Origin of the sequence: Legionella wadsworthii DSM 21896 = ATCC 33877 (assembly GCF_000701265.1) — a bacterium.
Lineage (GTDB): Bacteria > Pseudomonadota > Gammaproteobacteria > Legionellales > Legionellaceae > Legionella > Legionella wadsworthii.
This window is the reverse complement of the sequence record NZ_JNIA01000001.1, coordinates 13,952-29,375: the sequence shown is the minus strand read 5'-3', so window position 1 is coordinate 29,375 and position 15,424 is coordinate 13,952. Positions and strand designations below refer to the sequence as shown.

Sequence of the window (15,424 nt, the reverse complement as noted above, 5' to 3'; positions counted from 1 at the left end):
AATTATGTTAAGTCTGCGAGTTAAACCGATTAAAATGCCAGGTTATTATTTTGATAAGGAAAATTATTACTTTTCAAATCAATTGACCACTGAATGGGTGGGGTTAAGTGCTGAGCGACAAAACCTTTCTGGAGAGGTTAACGTACTATCCCTTGAGGCCGTTGTTCGTGGTGCATTACCGAGCGGCGATGTCATTGGCCTCAAAACCCAATCCGGCGAAATCAAGCATCGTGGCGGATATGATCTGACCTTCTCCGCGCCTAAATCGGTGTCCTATCTTGGTTTGGTTTGTGGCCATAAAGAGTTTATTGATTTGCATTTAAATGCCATAAAAACGGTATTAAAACTAATTGAGAAGGAAGCTGCCGAAGCACGCAAATCAGGAAAAGAGGGTATGGAGTATGAAAAGACTGGCAATCTGTGTTTTGCGACCATCCTCCATGACACCTCCCGCGAGCAAGATCCTCAGCTCCATGTGCATGCACTTTTGATGAATTTTACTGAACGTCTTGATGGCAAGTGGCGTGCTTTAGCCTCTGATATCAGTCGTAATCACGGCACTATGGAATGGATTATGGACAACCAAATCTTTTTAGGGCTTGTGTACCGGTCTGAAATTGCTCTTGGTTTAAAAGAAATGGGGCTCGAAATAGAACATACAGGCGATGCCCATGGTTTATTTGAAATCAAACATTTTGATAAGACATTGCTGGAACGAATGTCTAAACGCCGTACCCAGGTTGAAGAACACATTAAAGGGATGCACTCTAATTCGTTAAAAGCATATGACAGAGCAACTCTGGATTCAAGAAAGTCAAAGGAAGTGGTTTCCCCAGAGGAATTACGCATGCGATGGAAAGCAGAAAGTGAAGCGCTGGGAGTAAATCCTGCCACCTATCTGGCCACTTTAAAGGATAAAACCAAAGAATCTCATGAGCTTCAAGCAGTCATGTCGAATAAAGAGCTCGACAAAAGTGTACTTGATGCAATTGCGCATTTAGAAGAGAAAAAACTTACATTTACCTATCAGGAAGTGTTACAGACAAGTCTCTATTTTTCCTTAGGAGAACAGGGATTTGAAGCACTGATGTCACGAATTGATCAAGAAATTGATGCACAAAATCTGATTGCTCTTAATACAGAAAACTCCTGTTTTACAACGAGTAAGCTCATTAACAAAGAACAAGAGCTCATAAAAAAAATCGTGAACTTCACACACCAAAAAAAAGGCATCGAACGAAATACGGATAAAGTGTGCAAACTCACCGATAATGAGTCCATTCAAAAGGCAGTAACTCAAGCCTTATTTAGTAAAGATGGAGTTGTACGCATCAAACAGCAAAGCGCTACCTCGCGTGAGCTTTTAAGTACTTTAATTGATTATTCACAGGACTCCAAAAAAATTCGTATCCTTTGTCCCTCTGCTTTTTCTGCAAATACAATCAATAAGGATATGGCCAAATCAGCTCCTACACTGTGGCAATGGATTTTATCTATTGGGAAACAGGATTTGTGTGAAACAGTAGCAGGCTTTAATTATCGCCATGGTTCAGAACATAAATTACCCTTTTTTCATAGTAAAAAGGAGCGCGAAGTACTAATTGTGGATGAAGCACAGCGCCTGGCTCCTGACGAGATGAATACTTTATTATCTATTGCCGATAGGCGATGTGCCAAGGTCATTTTTCTGGAAAAATCACAATCTCTGTCTGGCTTTAAATCCGATATTCCCGACTTGCTGAATAAAGCCAGTATAAAATCATTTGAGGTTGATGACAAAAAGGTGCCGGCCACCAGCATCAATCTTATAGAAGCCCAAACCGTTGAGGGACGTATTCTAAAAACAGCGCAAATGTACTGTAACTTGCCAGTAAACCAGAGGCAAAATACAAAAGTATTTACTGTCTCAAAGCTCGAAGCTAAAGAAGTCAATGAAGCAATCCGTACTCAGTTAAAAGAGCAGGGAGAGATTTCATCAGATGAAAAGACTATAAATACATTAACCCGTATTCCCTTGACCCTCAGTGAAAAAAAACTGGCTAAAAGTTATCAGTCCAATTGGATATTAATCCATAACACCCGTACTGAATCAAAAAAATTCACGGTACTCGGTATTAATGAAAAAGACAATCAATTGATTGTTCGTAATTCCAATGGGGCAAGATCACTACTTGCTGCTAAAAATATTACAGATTCCATGCAGATTTATGAACAAACACCTTTATCGGTAGGAATCGGGGATCAATTAGTGGCTACTGCCAGTTTATCCTTTGAAGGATTAAAAATTGGAAACCGATATGAGGTTACTGCATTTACTCGTCATGGAATAAAAATAAGAGATGGGAAAAGAAGTATTCATCTTATCACGAGTAACGAAAAACATTTCCCATTAAGCCATGCCTATGCCAAAACCATGTATTCCGATGATCTTAAATCCGTGAAACAAACCATCATGACACTGCCAGCCTATGCGCTCAAACAAAATACTATGTCGCTTTTATGCGAATCCAGTAAAGAAAAAGTAATGATTATTACGGATAATGTGGATAAGGCAAATCGATTTGCAATGAAAACAGCGACAAAATCCTCCGCTATATCGCTGACTTTGGATGCCGCCAAAACAAATCATGGTGCACAGATTATTGACCATAGAACAACGAGTGATCTACTCAGTTCACTGGAGCAGGCCTTAACCCTTTTAACCGCTAAAAAACCCCAAAAAAGTGATGCGGAAAAAGCGCTGAATTTTGCAATTGCTCACCTTTCAGAACGAGAGGCAGCCTTTACTCGATCAGATTTACTTGAAGTGGCCGTTCATCAGGCTATGGGAAAGGCGGGTCTTAATGAAATAGATAACGTCCTTGGTAATGCCATAAACAGTGGCGACTTAATATCTGGAGGGAACGAGTTTTTAACCACCAAAGAAGCGGTGGCATTTGAAGAATCAATTATAAAGAATGTTAAAGCGGGTATTAACATTCTTAAGCCATTGATGAGCAGTGGTGAAGCCCGAAAACAATTAGAACTGACAGATCTTACCAAAGGCCAAAAAGAAGCCTGTGAGTTAATCACGACTACATCCGATCAGTTTATTATGATTCAGGGGTATGCAGGAACTGGAAAAACAACCATGACTCGGAGTGCTATTGATACCATCAAGCATGCCCAATCTATGACTCATGAAGAGGTTGAACTGATTGCGGTTGCGCCCACTCACCAGGCTGTAAAAGAAATGAGGGCTCTGGGAATTGAAGCCCAAACATTAAAGAGCTTCCTTATTGAACAAGAACAGGAATCGACATTAAGCAAAAAAACACTTGTTCTTCTCGATGAATCATCCATGGTCTCTAATCGAGATTGCGCAAACCTCATGCAAAAAATTCATCATTCTGGCGCTCGTTGTGCCATGCTTGGCGATATTAGCCAACATCAAAGTATTGAAAGCGGTAAGCCAAGCAAGATATTAATTCAGGAGGGAAGCATCAGGGTGGCCTGTATGGATGATTTGGTAAGACAACAAGCTATCGAATACAAAAAGGCAATCGAAACATTAATCGCTGGTGATATTGACCAGGCCTTAGCTCAGTTAGCCAATCAACCCTTAGACTCAATCACCCGCACTAAAGCGGTTAGCCCTTACCATGACATTACCTCTTCAATTATTGAAACAGGCGATTCGACCAAAGACTACCTGCAACTGGAAAGCACACAACAGCAATCAATAGATCCATTCCAGGAAGAATTAAAACAAAAGAACCCCATCGAAATGGCTGTAGGAGATTATTTATCTCGTACACCATCATGCCGTGATAACACGATTGTTATCATTCATGAAAATAAAAAACGGGAAGTTGCAAATGGTTTGATAAGAGATGCCCTTATGAAAGAATCTACTTTAGGCTCCGAAAACAAAGAATTTCCGAGGCTGTTAAGCACTAATTACACGACTGCAGAGCTTTATTATTGTGAAACATATCGGGATTGCTTAAAAAAGCAAGAGGAGTATTTTTTAAAGAAAGGGGAGCACTATTTCAAAGTGGTTTCGGTAGATGAATCAGCGAAAGTGGTAGTATTAAACGATGTGAAAGGAAATAAATGCCTCTTTGTCCCTGAAAAAGAAAATAAAGACTGGAAAATTGAATTGTTTCAATCGATGCCAGGACGGGTTTCAGTTGGTGAAAAAATTCATTTTAAAAAATCCGATAAGACTTTAGGCCGATTCGCTAATGAAAGGGTGCAGGTGACGGAGGTAAATAATGAGTCATTTACCGTAAAAGACAGTAGTGGTGTGGAACACGTGCTACAAAAAAAATTGATGAGCGACTCCCATTGGGATTATAGTTATACGGCTACCAGCTATTCAATTCAAGGGGCTTCATCCCCATTTGTTATTGGGGTTGCTGAGACTAAAAATGCGTTAGTAAATCACCTGCGGTCGTTTTATATTATGGTAACGCGAGGCTCCTTGCATGCAATGATTTATACAGACAATTATAAAAAGCTGCAAAAACAACTTCGCGTTACTCCTGAGAAAACTTCTGCATTGGAATCACTTAACCATCTGAATGTCCAAACAAAGCCCCCAATACCCAATGCACCATCAACCTCACTCAAAGCAGCGCAAAGCATGCCCATAATGAAGTACCAGGAGCCTCGTTATGATGCGAATATGCTGTCACAACACTTATCCGACCAGGCAGAGCTGGTAATAGAATCATTGCTAGGGCAGCCTAATCAAGCGCTTTCTTCCAAAACAGAATATCGATATGGTACTCACGGCAGCTTAAGCCTCTGTTTAAGCGGAGAAAAAAGAGGAGTTTGGCATAACTTTGAAACAAAAGAAAAAGGAAACATGCTTCATTTGATCCAAAAAACATTGAATCTTAATTTTAAAGAAAGCCTTGAATATGCTGCCAAATTAACAGGTGATGACCTAAAGGAACGTATTAAAATAGCAAGCAAAAACCCCAATAATTTGCAAGTGAAAGACACTGATAAGAAAAGAAAAACATCAGATTATGGTTTGCAATTGGTGCGAGAATCCAAACCTATATCAGGCACTATAGCCGAAAGGTATTTAAAAGAAATTAGAAAGATACATAATGTATCTGGGGAAAATATTCGCTTTCATCCTAATGTCTATACCAAAGATACTGAGGAAGTACGCTACAGGCCAGCACTGTTAAATATTGCACGAGACAAAGACAATAAGGTGGCCTGCGTTGAAGTGGTATACCTGGATAATAAAACGGCAAATAAAGCAATAATGAAGATAAAGCCCAAGAAATCTTATGGCTCAAAAGCAGGCGTTGGCGTCGTATTAAGCGAGGGTACAGGACATGAAAGTGTCACCTACATTACAGAAGGCGTGGAAACCGGATTAAGCGTTAGAGATGCAGTTCAAAATGAACGGGTTATAGCGACTCTTGGGAAAGAAAATTTTGTAAATATCGATATGGCATTACTTACAGATAAAATAGTCATTTGTATGGATAATGATGGCAAATCAATTAAAGAAGATAAGGTAATCATTCAAACCATTGAACGATTAAAACAGCATGGAAAAACTGTAGAAATTGCCATTCCGTTACATCAAAAAGACTTTAATGATGTGAATAAAAGCAGTGGGGTTCAAGGAGTGGTAGATATATTAAATAAAGCAACGAATGTCGATAAATTTATTGGCTGCCCTAATAAAATAGATATGAATCAAGATCAAATTAAGAAGTGTCTTGAGAGCATTTCTCGACAAATGAATCTCGAACTTCCTGAAAATAAAAATAATCCAATTGAGAAACTGAAAACCCTGCAGCGAGAAGAAATGGAAATATATTAATTACTTGAACGCAGTGCATCTAGGAATTTTATATGAAAAAAATGTTTGGAGTAATTTCTCTTTTATTGATAAATGGATCATCGGTCTACCTCATTTATCTCTATGTTTCAATAGCGTGCTCCACCAAAGTGAATAACCTGCTTCAGGTTGCTTATGAGCCATCCGGAATGCAAATGATTTTTTACTTTATATCGTTTCCAATTTTTATGGTTTTAGCAATATTAAGTCGTATTCATTGCTATTATTTTAATGTAAAAAATGGATTGACTTTATGTTTATTTTTAATCTGGTTCTTGTATTTTATGTTTATCATATACATTGATCGAATAGTTCATTTTCCTAAAGGGAATGAACTATTTTATTATGGTGGTTTGGCTATTTCATTAGTGGCATTTGCTTTAATTGGATTGACAACTTATTTCCAGATGAAACAATTAATGTCTTATTCAGAGTAAAATTTGAAGCTTAAAATAAGCCATATTATTTTTAAATTTAACTGGTAAATACCATTAATACTAACTTAATTATTGATATATCCTTCAATGAAATTATCTACTTTCTTCTTAAGTTCTGCGATATGTTCTTCGGCATTATTTGATTCACCTGCAAGTTTATTTTTATCATATACACAGCGAAAAATATCAGCACTTATTCCCAGTAATCTTAAAAGATGAGTCGTGTGTTGACGATTCAATTCCTCCTCTTTTTCTAAGCGTCTTTTTTCATCCTCGCTGATTACTGGATTATCTTTATTATGGAGGTAAACCTTTATCCCTAACTCAATCATTTCTTTCATTGTTTGAGACGATGAATCATGCCCTTCATCTTTTTTAATGGATTCGAGCTGATCAATAATTTTTTGATTTAAATAACAATAAGCCTTGGGCATAAAATCCTCTTTTAAATTTATAATGCAGGTTCAGTGCATTGATTTTGGCTGATTCTGAATAATTATATCATTTAATAATGGGTGTCGAATAGGTGTGTATCTTTGTTCAATAGATATTTTTTACTCATTTAATGGGTGTGGATTAGGTGTTGATATTTTATAACTTATTGATTATTATTAAAGAGTGGATGCACACCTATATAAAATAGGGGTGTTAGCAGCTCTTAAAATGCCAATCCGCACGTAACTTACTGAATAATAATAAAATGTTTTAAGCAATAAACATTGCGAGGGGTGTGTGTTCTTTTTTATTTAGATTTTGCTTTTTTGTGCATGTTTCACTGGCCGTTTTAGTATAGTTTATTTAAATTAGTATTTTGGAAAGCGCATAATAATTGCGTACTTGTGATTCATTGGATTCTCTTATTTATAATCAGTGTCACTGACAGGGATATTTATATCATGGGCATATTAAAAACAATTCTAAAAAAAATTGCTAAAATCATTCATTTTCGACCATATAGTGAATGGACTGAAAACGAAAAAGCAAAATATGCTAAACAGCATTCTTTTCGTTCTTATTCCAAATCAAATAATATAGAAATTAATCCTGCTACAGGATTACCGATGATTGGAGCTTTAGACAGCATGGGAAATTCTTTTGGTTCCAGTGCATCCGATAGAGACAATTATTGGAATAATGATTATCATCATTATTCAACGTACAATAGCAGCAGTTATGATCCATTTAACAATCGCTATTAACGACACTAATTTTTATATTAAATTGAGGATTTATTATGGCTTTAATCAGCGCTAGAAAAGCACCTGAAACTGAAAAAATTAAGATCGAAATTAGTAAAGATATTTACTCAGAAATAAAAGAATACTGCTTATGGGCTGGCATTGATGACATTAGCCATTTTTTTGAAGAATCATCTACGATGATTTTCTCTAAAGACAAAGAGTGGAAGCAACACAGAAAAGAGAAAAAATTAACTTTAGCATAATCAATTTAAAAAAGGATATTCGAGTGAAAAACAGTATTAAAAATATGTATAAATACATAGTACCAATAGCTATTATTAGCATATTTATTTTTCACTCTTATTCAGTGCAATCAAAACTAGAGCAGAAAGAAAAACAAACCTATATTACTATAAAAGAGTTATCCGAACTTGCCGCGAAAAATCGAGGTGTTGAGCCAACTTTTTTGGATAAGGCAGTAATTGCTATTATGGATTGGTTTATCCCTGTCGCTTTTATTAATAAGAATGAGTCTCTCAAATTACTGTCTGAACATAAAAAGGAAATTACCTCAGAATCAAAAAAAATTTATGTGCCAGCAAGCAATTTTGGGGAAGTTATAGTCATCAAAAAATTTAAATTTTCAACACCGGAGATTAAGGAATCAAAATCCATACCTATGGGCAAAATTTTTAGTGCATTTGTCATCGCTCCCTTTCATGATTCTGATAGTCCTAATCAATTACAGTTTAAAATAAATATCAACTCCATTTCGTGCACCGCAATCTCTGATTCCATTTTAAAAACTGATTATAAATCAGGGAAAATAGTCGCAAAAATTAGCGAGATAAAGTGTGCTGATGAGTCGAAAACCATACCTTTAGAAGCAGTCGCACTTGTGTCAGGTAAGGTATTATCCTAAAAATGAATATTCGAACTCTTCAAATAAAAGCACATTCTATAGTTTTATGTTTTTCTTTAATTAAACGGAAGGTGGCGTTACTTTTATTCATTATTTTCCTGATAAATAGTAAAGCTATTTTTTCTTACATGAAAAGCTTTTTAACTCTAATAATCAACAAATTGGACATTCTAATTTTAGATCACCAAATTTTTTACTATTCGGTGATCTTATCAATCAACATACTATTAATTATCAAAGCATATTCAAGGTATAAAACTAACAAGATGAGGCATAAAGACTAGCAAAAAACACCTCTTGCAATTCAAATTAATTCCCAATCCCCAAAGTATCCCTCTTTGGTTTTAATTAAATCCTCATAAACGCACATTTCTAAACCATCCCCTAATTCATCCCACCCCGTTAAATCCTTGGCCTCCTTCAATGTGCTCTCAGTAACAAAAAAGATCCTTGGTACTCCATAAGTCCATATAATCCCATTAACATCATTAAGGGTTGCGCCTTCAAATCCCCAATCATCCATTTCTTGTTCTGGATTATTGCGTCCATGATATAATCTTAATTTCATAATTGTCCTTTAAAATTGATTGATTTGCTTGTCATCAGTAGAAGATGAACAAAGAAATACTCCTTTGCTCATCAATGCCTGCTTATCTTTTTATTTCCATCATTTTCTCAGTAAGAGTCCATAACGCACGATTTAATTTCACATTTTGATCAATGGCTTTTACTTCTCTGGTTTTGGTTCGAGTGGTATAACCGTATTTATTTAAACGATGACCACGGATACCGCCTTTAATTAAATTTTCTTGAAGAACATTAAACACGGTAAATAGATCATTATCTTTTTGATCCACATAACGCCTTGGTTGCAATAAACTCTTAGGATTAACGATAATACCCCCCTCTGTATCAGAGAATTTTAGTGAATGAGCCGCTTCTGCAAAAATCATTTTTTCATCGTCATTCAAATGAATTGAAGCCATATCATCGGATACATCAAGCATGTTATTTGCTGTCTCAATCACTTTGTAGGTGCCTTCAATGACATTCCCAAGAACATCCCCCTGATGTTTAATTCTAATTTCGTTATACGCTTGTCCAGCGATCATTCCATTACTGCACACAACCCGAAAAAGACCTGCCATTAAGCGGTAAGAAGACAAGCCATCATGAGAGTTAATAAGAACCAGTTCGGGATAAAGCCCCTGATTATTTTGCAGGACATCATGGCGTTGAAAACGGAGCATGTGCTTTGCAAATACTTTCGCTTCTTGGTTCTGGCTTTTGGTCTGAGCTGCCCAAGTTGGGAAAAACCCTTCTGACATTAATTTGTCAATGATTTGCTCGGTTGAAATGGGTGAATACTTGGTGCTCGTTTTATAAGAACTGGCTTGTGTGAATATGGATGGCGCTAATTTGAATAATTTATCTTTTGATAATACTGGTAACATGTTGTTCTCCTATGTTTTTACTATTGTTCTCAAGGAACAAATATAGTATCGCAAAAAATCGACCTAACGTCAACTTAGTTTATAAAATACATTTATAATATTATTTTATTATAAATGTTGATGTTTTAGAATGCTCTTGTTATACTGTTCTTGTCTTAATGACCAATAGTAAAAACATAGGAAAACAACATGACTATTCCAGAAAGTATCCAACACCAATTGCTGCACACGAATAAAGCAATCGTTCGGTCGTGGGGCGTATCTAAATGGTATGCTTTATCAGAAAATGCCCTCGCAATGAGAGTTCATGCGCGTTACTTAGATGGTTTTGTCTGTATCGAGTTGGATGAGGCGCAAGACTTATACACTATATTCTTTTACTTGAATAAAGACTTTCAAGACATGCAGGTGTGGCCAGTAATACCCTATAAACCGATGAAAGGAGTTTATTGCGATCAACTGGTTGAATTCATTGATAATAGAATAGAAAAAATACCCGATTATAAATATTGACTAGCACCCTACTCCCTATCTATGACGGGAGTAGGCTATCAACAGGAGTCGCTTCATGAAAAAATTATCGTTTGCCGTTAAGGCAAACATGAATAAACCACCTAGAGTTCATGTGCAATCAGCAGATAAAAAAGCAACCTATGGCTCATTTCAAGCAAATAATTGCGATGAATTTGATGGCTGGGAAAAATTAAGCCAGGAAGAAACCATTGAGTTAAAACATTATATGAATAATCTGGGGGCTATTGAGCATTACTTTTCTATAAAGGCTCTGTCAGAACAAAAAGATTTTAGGATCAGATTGCCCGGCAGTTTTATGGATGCTATAGATGAAATAAGCAAGCTATGCTTTGAGGAACACATTAACTTAAATGTTTATGATGCCATGATTAGTGCGGCTATTGGGCAACTTAAAATCAAGACAGCAAGCCTTCCTGATGACAAAAAGCAGCAAGCTCTGATTCTTCTTAATCAACTTGGACTGTCAGAAAATGTAAAAACGGATGTTTCCTTGAAAATACAGGCGGTATTCTCTGAATTATTGTCCATTCACAATAAATCAGAAAAACTGTACCAAAAAGCCAGAGTGCTTTTTAATAAAGATAAAAGTATTGCTCCGAAAACCATTGAAGAAATCGCAAAGGGGGAATTATCAACCTCCAAATGGTTAGTGGCCTGTGCCATAGAGATTTTACTGGAAGAAAAACCAGATATTGTGCAAAAAATATTATCTGATAACGACATCTTTTTTTTATGGGCTACTCCCTTGCTAAAAAATCATAGACCACTCAAGGAATTACTTGATAACTTAGGGTCTTTGAATAACTCGGAAATGTTAAGCAGTAAACTAAATTCCATGACTGATTTTAGTTAAAGACTTTCCAAAATATCACATTTATGCTATAAAATACTATGAGAATAAAATTTTACCAAAAACAATCAGGCAAAAATCCTGTGGCGGAATTCCTAAATGATTTGCCGTCCGATGAAATCGCGCGACTTGCCGGTTGTTTAAAGAATGTTGAAGAGCTGGGTTTTGATAGCCCAAGGGTACAATTCAGGCAAATTAAAGGCTCGCTTTGGGAAATTAAGATTAAAACATCGCGCAGTGGTTATCGTTTTTTCTATGTGTGTATTCAAAAAGAAGTCATTGTTCTTTTACACGCCTACAAAAAACAATCACAAAAAGCGCCAAAGCAAGAAATTGAACTGGCTGAAAAACGAATGATGGAGGTATACGACCATGAAAGCACTTACCTTAAATGAGTTTATTGACGACAAAATCAATAAGGACGAAGAATTTGCCAGGCACTATGAGCGTGAGCAAATCATTAATAACATTGCCGTCATGATTGTGAATGCCCGTAAAAAGCGGCATATGACTCAATCCGAGTTGGCCAATAAAATTGGAACTAAGCAATCGGTTATTTCTCGTCTTGAAAGCGGCAATAGCTCCTTTATTCCCTCATTAGAAACGTTGGTAAAGGTCGCTGATGCGCTCAACATGCACTTAAAATTGCAATTACAAGCCTAATAAACATTTGGTCAACATCGAATAACAGTACTTTTTAAAGGACATAAAATGGCATTAGATTTTTCCAAACTTAGTACAGGACAAACTGTTGATACAGTCTTAAAGCCAAGAGAAATTTTTAGCGCCTTACCAAATAAAAAACCAAACAAATTCCATTACCCCCGCGATGTGCAATCTCAAGTATGGAGCAAATGGTTTGACCGCAAAGAAGAACGCAACATGGTTATAAAAATGAATACTGGTGGCGGTAAAACAGTGGTTGGCCTTTTAATTTTAAAAAGTTGCTTGAATGAGAAGAAAGGGCCTGTAGTTTATATAGTTCCAGATAATTTTTTAGTAGAGCAAGTGTTATCCGAAGCCAAAGATCTTGGATTAAATGCCGTTGATAACCCTGAAAATGAGAGCTTTTTAAAAGGAAAAGCAATTCTAGTAACTAATATATATAAATTAATTAACGGGAAATCAGTATTTGGTGTTGGCGATGAGGGAGCAAAAATACCCATTAAGACACTCCTTATTGATGATGCTCATGCGTGCGTAAACACAGTCGAAGAACAATTCACTTTGAACGTATCATCATCTAACCCAACATATAAAAAATTATTTAGCCTTTTTGAAGAAGCAATGAAAAGGCAGTCGGAAGCAAAATATTTGGAGATTGAAGCAGGAGACCCCTTTGCTTACATTCTGATCCCATATTGGAACTGGCAAGAAAATCTAAGTAAGGTAACGCAGGTTTTAATTGAAAACAAAAATCATGAAGACATAAAATTTAAATGGCCATTAATAAAAGAAAATTTAGAGCGATGCAGTTGCGTAATTAGCAAGCATTCCATTGAAATTACGAGTAATTGTATTCCAATTGATGTGATTCCTTCTATTAGTAATGCATTAAGAAAAATATTTATGACCGCGACATTATCAGACGATAGCATCTTAACGACCCATTTTGGTGTTAGCTGTCAATATCTTAATAACCCTATCACTCCAGATTCAGCGGGAGATGTAGGAGATCGATTAATCCTATTACCACAAGCTCTCAACACAAATATGTTCGATAGTGATGTTAAAGCATTATGTTTGGAATTATCCAAAGAATATAACGTGGTAGTTATTGTTCCATCTAACAAACGAGTGGAGTTTTGGGAAGATGCGGCTGATCTCATTTTAAATAAAGACACTATCCTTCAAGGAATTAAACAACTTAAAACGACTCATATTGGCTTAACGATTTTAGTTAACAAATATGATGGGATTGATTTGCCCGAAAATGCTTGTCGGTTGTTAGTTATAGATGGATTACCAGCCGCTCGAAATAATATTGATAAAATTCGCCAGAGCGAGCTTGCGGGTAGTTCAAAAAGAGTAAATCAAATCGTTCATAAAGTAGAACAGGGGATGGGGAGAGGTGTTAGATCTAATGATGATTATTGCGTCATTTTTCTTATGGGAAAAGATCTGACTTCTCAGCTTTATACGGGCGAAACTTTAGAACTATTTTCACCGGCGACAAAGGCTCAACTAGAATTATCAGAAAGGGTAGCAGATCAAATAAAAGATAAAGGAGTTGAGGAAATTAGAACCGTAATAAACTACTGTCTAAAAAGAGACCCTCAATGGGTTGAGTTAAGTAGAGGTATTATGGCTGACCTAAATTATTCCAATAAAAATACATCTGACTCAATAAAAATCGCTTTAAGAGAAGCTTACGATTTAGATCGCTCAAGGAAACCACAAGAAGCAGCAAACAGAATTTTGAATGAAATCAATAACTCAAACGATGATCTTTTATTAAAAGGCGTATTAAAACAATACATGTCGGAGTATATAAACAAGTACGATAAGGTGGAATCGCAAAAAACCCAACTATCCGCTATTTCTGATAATTTGAGAGTTCTTAAACCAATCGAAGGCATCGGTTATAAACCATTAAAAACCCATACAGGATCACAAGCAATACGATGTTCTACCTATTTAAAAGACAAATTTAAAGATGGAAACAAACTTATTATCTATACAGAGGGAGTATTTTCAAAACTTGTATTTAGTGAAGGTACTGCAAATATATTTGAGGATGCTTTTAACGAGTTAGCGTACCTTCTCGGCTTTATAGGCCAACGTCCCGAAAATGATTATGGAAAAGGACCAGATAATCTCTGGCTGTTGGATGATTTAAAATTTTTAGCTATTGAATGTAAAAATGGTGCAACCGCCGATCTTATTTGCAAACACGATTGTAATCAGCTAAATGGTTCTGAAATTTGGTTTAATAATAATTATGGCAATGGTGCCAAATGTGTACCTATTATGATTCATTTATCTACTTGTTTTGAGTATGCATGTCCTCCAAGTAACAATATAAAAATAATAAATAAGAGCTTACTAGAAAAGTTAGTTAATAACGCTCGTAAATTTATACGATCTATAGCCACTGAAAATAAGTTTGAAGACAGTCAAGCTGTCAAACAACATCTGACACAATACAAGTTAGAGGCTAATGATATTATCGCCAACTATACAACTGCTTTTAAAACAAAAAAAACCTGAGCACTTTATATATACTAGGTAAAAAATAAAAATCAGCATTTCGATAGAATACTGTTGGCATTATTTTACTTTACTAACCGTTGAATTGGTTGAACAAGTATAGGCTTATCTCAAAATAGAGATACCTCGATTAACTCGGATTTCATAGGGATCGGTATTGCAACAGAGAGTGACACCGTTAGAACTCACCCAAACAAATCACTATGTGATCCTGTTCGTGATAATCGCAACAATTGTATGCGATCATCTTTAATGATCTTATAAATTAATAACCAATCAGGGGTAATGTGACATTCACGATAACCATCCCAATTTCCGGAAAGATTGTGATCATTATGCTTTAGATCCAGGGATTCTTCCTTTTGCAATTGCTCTACAATAGAGTCTAAGAGCTTCCTTTTTTTCCCTTGCTTCGTAATCTTTTTCAAATCACGCTTAAACTGTGTCGCCAACTCTAATTCAAGCATTATCTACAGAATCCCATACATCCTTCATTGTTTTAAATCGCTCGCCTTTTCCTGATTCCAGCTCTGCCATGGCCTCTCTTGTCTCTTTGTTCGGTATTTTTACCTCAAACGGCAGGCCATTTTGGAGGCAGACCTGGCTATAGAACAGTCGAATCGCCTCGGCTGTAGATAAACCTACCTTATGCAAAATCGCTTCTGCCTGCATTTTAAGAGCAGGCTCAATACGAGCATTAATTGTTGCCGCCTTATTCATCTTAGTTACTCCCAAAATACTTATACTTTAATTGTATTACAAATGCGTTACATTTTCAATTTTTCTATTTCATATGGGCTATCACTAAAGTACACCCCTGTGATAAATTTTACCCTTTTTTAAAATCCCTTGTTTTTACTATCAATAGAATATGGTTTTTATTTATGATAAAGTGCTATCACTACTCTTAAATATTATAGTTGGAAGGTCCAAAAATATCAGCCAGTCTTCTTGAAGTTGCTACATCATAATTCCATATAAA

The 15,424-nt window shown here is 36.0% G+C and carries 15 protein-coding genes; 10 read left to right on the top strand and 5 right to left on the bottom strand.

The genetic code is table 11. The features are described from left to right. The first annotated feature begins 4 nt into the window (after positions 1-4). A complete protein-coding gene (gene traI, locus BU07_RS0100160) occupies positions 5-5,836 on the top strand; it encodes a conjugative transfer relaxase/helicase TraI (RefSeq protein ID WP_031562449.1) in 5,832 nt (1,943 codons plus the stop codon). Between the two features lie 32 nt (positions 5,837-5,868). Then, positions 5,869-6,291 carry a hypothetical protein gene (locus tag BU07_RS0100155; protein ID WP_031562447.1) on the top strand — a complete coding sequence of 141 codons (423 nt, stop codon included), beginning with the start codon at positions 5,869-5,871 and terminating at the stop codon, positions 6,289-6,291. 65 nt (positions 6,292-6,356) lie between these two features. On the opposite strand, the gene BU07_RS0100150 is transcribed toward BU07_RS0100155, so the two are convergent. Beyond that, complete coding sequence (locus tag BU07_RS0100150; RefSeq protein ID WP_031562445.1) at positions 6,357-6,725, bottom strand: hypothetical protein; 369 nt, start codon at positions 6,723-6,725, stop codon at positions 6,357-6,359. A 462-nt stretch (positions 6,726-7,187) separates the two neighbouring features. On the opposite strand from BU07_RS0100150, the gene BU07_RS0100145 reads away from it, so the two are divergent. Genes BU07_RS0100145 through BU07_RS0100135 form a run of 3 tightly spaced genes read left to right on the top strand, consistent with a single transcriptional unit; the run spans position 7,188 to position 8,394 of the window. Next, positions 7,188-7,490, top strand: a complete 303-nt coding sequence (locus BU07_RS0100145; RefSeq protein WP_031562442.1) for a hypothetical protein — start codon at positions 7,188-7,190, stop codon at positions 7,488-7,490. A 35-nt stretch (positions 7,491-7,525) separates the two neighbouring features. Continuing rightward, positions 7,526-7,735, top strand: coding sequence for a hypothetical protein (locus BU07_RS0100140; protein WP_031562440.1), 210 nt, complete (start codon positions 7,526-7,528; stop codon positions 7,733-7,735). A 23-nt stretch (positions 7,736-7,758) separates the two neighbouring features. Continuing rightward, positions 7,759-8,394: a hypothetical protein gene (locus tag BU07_RS0100135; RefSeq protein WP_031562438.1), complete on the top strand. Its 636-nt coding sequence runs from the start codon at positions 7,759-7,761 to the stop codon at positions 8,392-8,394. 304 nt (positions 8,395-8,698) lie between these two features. Here BU07_RS0100135 and BU07_RS0100130 read toward each other — a convergent pair whose 3' ends face one another. Next, positions 8,699-8,962: a hypothetical protein gene (locus tag BU07_RS0100130; protein ID WP_031562436.1), complete on the bottom strand. Its 264-nt coding sequence runs from the start codon at positions 8,960-8,962 to the stop codon at positions 8,699-8,701. A gap of 82 nt (positions 8,963-9,044) precedes the next feature. After that, complete coding sequence (locus BU07_RS0100125; protein WP_031562434.1) at positions 9,045-9,848, bottom strand: DUF932 domain-containing protein; 804 nt, start codon at positions 9,846-9,848, stop codon at positions 9,045-9,047. A 189-nt stretch (positions 9,849-10,037) separates the two neighbouring features. Here BU07_RS0100125 and BU07_RS0100120 point away from each other — a divergent pair, with 189 nt between their 5' ends. Genes BU07_RS0100120 through BU07_RS0100100 form a run of 5 tightly spaced genes read left to right on the top strand, consistent with a single transcriptional unit; the run spans position 10,038 to position 14,442 of the window. Then, the gene (locus BU07_RS0100120) at positions 10,038-10,361 is read left to right on the top strand and encodes a hypothetical protein (RefSeq protein ID WP_031562432.1); all 324 of its coding nucleotides are present in this window, start codon (positions 10,038-10,040) and stop codon (positions 10,359-10,361) included. 55 nt (positions 10,362-10,416) lie between these two features. After that, the gene (locus tag BU07_RS0100115) at positions 10,417-11,235 is read left to right on the top strand and encodes a hypothetical protein (protein WP_031562430.1); all 819 of its coding nucleotides are present in this window, start codon (positions 10,417-10,419) and stop codon (positions 11,233-11,235) included. A 38-nt stretch (positions 11,236-11,273) separates the two neighbouring features. Further along, positions 11,274-11,627 (top strand): type II toxin-antitoxin system RelE/ParE family toxin, encoded by a 354-nt coding sequence (locus tag BU07_RS0100110; protein WP_031562429.1) that lies wholly within the window; start codon positions 11,274-11,276, stop codon positions 11,625-11,627. Next, positions 11,605-11,895, top strand: a complete 291-nt coding sequence (locus BU07_RS0100105) for a helix-turn-helix domain-containing protein (protein ID WP_031562427.1) — start codon at positions 11,605-11,607, stop codon at positions 11,893-11,895. Before BU07_RS0100110 ends, BU07_RS0100105 begins: the two co-directional genes overlap by 23 nt. A 48-nt stretch (positions 11,896-11,943) precedes the next feature. Next, positions 11,944-14,442, top strand: coding sequence for a DEAD/DEAH box helicase family protein (locus tag BU07_RS0100100; RefSeq protein WP_031562425.1), 2,499 nt, complete (start codon positions 11,944-11,946; stop codon positions 14,440-14,442). A gap of 185 nt (positions 14,443-14,627) precedes the next feature. Here the strand turns inward: BU07_RS0100100 and BU07_RS0100095 are convergent, their stop codons facing one another. Both BU07_RS0100095 and BU07_RS0100090 read right to left on the bottom strand, forming a co-directional pair. Continuing rightward, positions 14,628-14,909 (bottom strand): type II toxin-antitoxin system RelE/ParE family toxin, encoded by a 282-nt coding sequence (locus BU07_RS0100095; RefSeq protein WP_031562423.1) that lies wholly within the window; start codon positions 14,907-14,909, stop codon positions 14,628-14,630. Further along, positions 14,902-15,162 carry a type II toxin-antitoxin system RelB/DinJ family antitoxin gene (locus BU07_RS0100090; RefSeq protein ID WP_014845121.1) on the bottom strand — a complete coding sequence of 87 codons (261 nt, stop codon included), beginning with the start codon at positions 15,160-15,162 and terminating at the stop codon, positions 14,902-14,904. The genes BU07_RS0100095 and BU07_RS0100090 overlap by 8 nt, the downstream gene beginning before the upstream one ends. Positions 15,163-15,424: the final 262 nt, after the last annotated feature.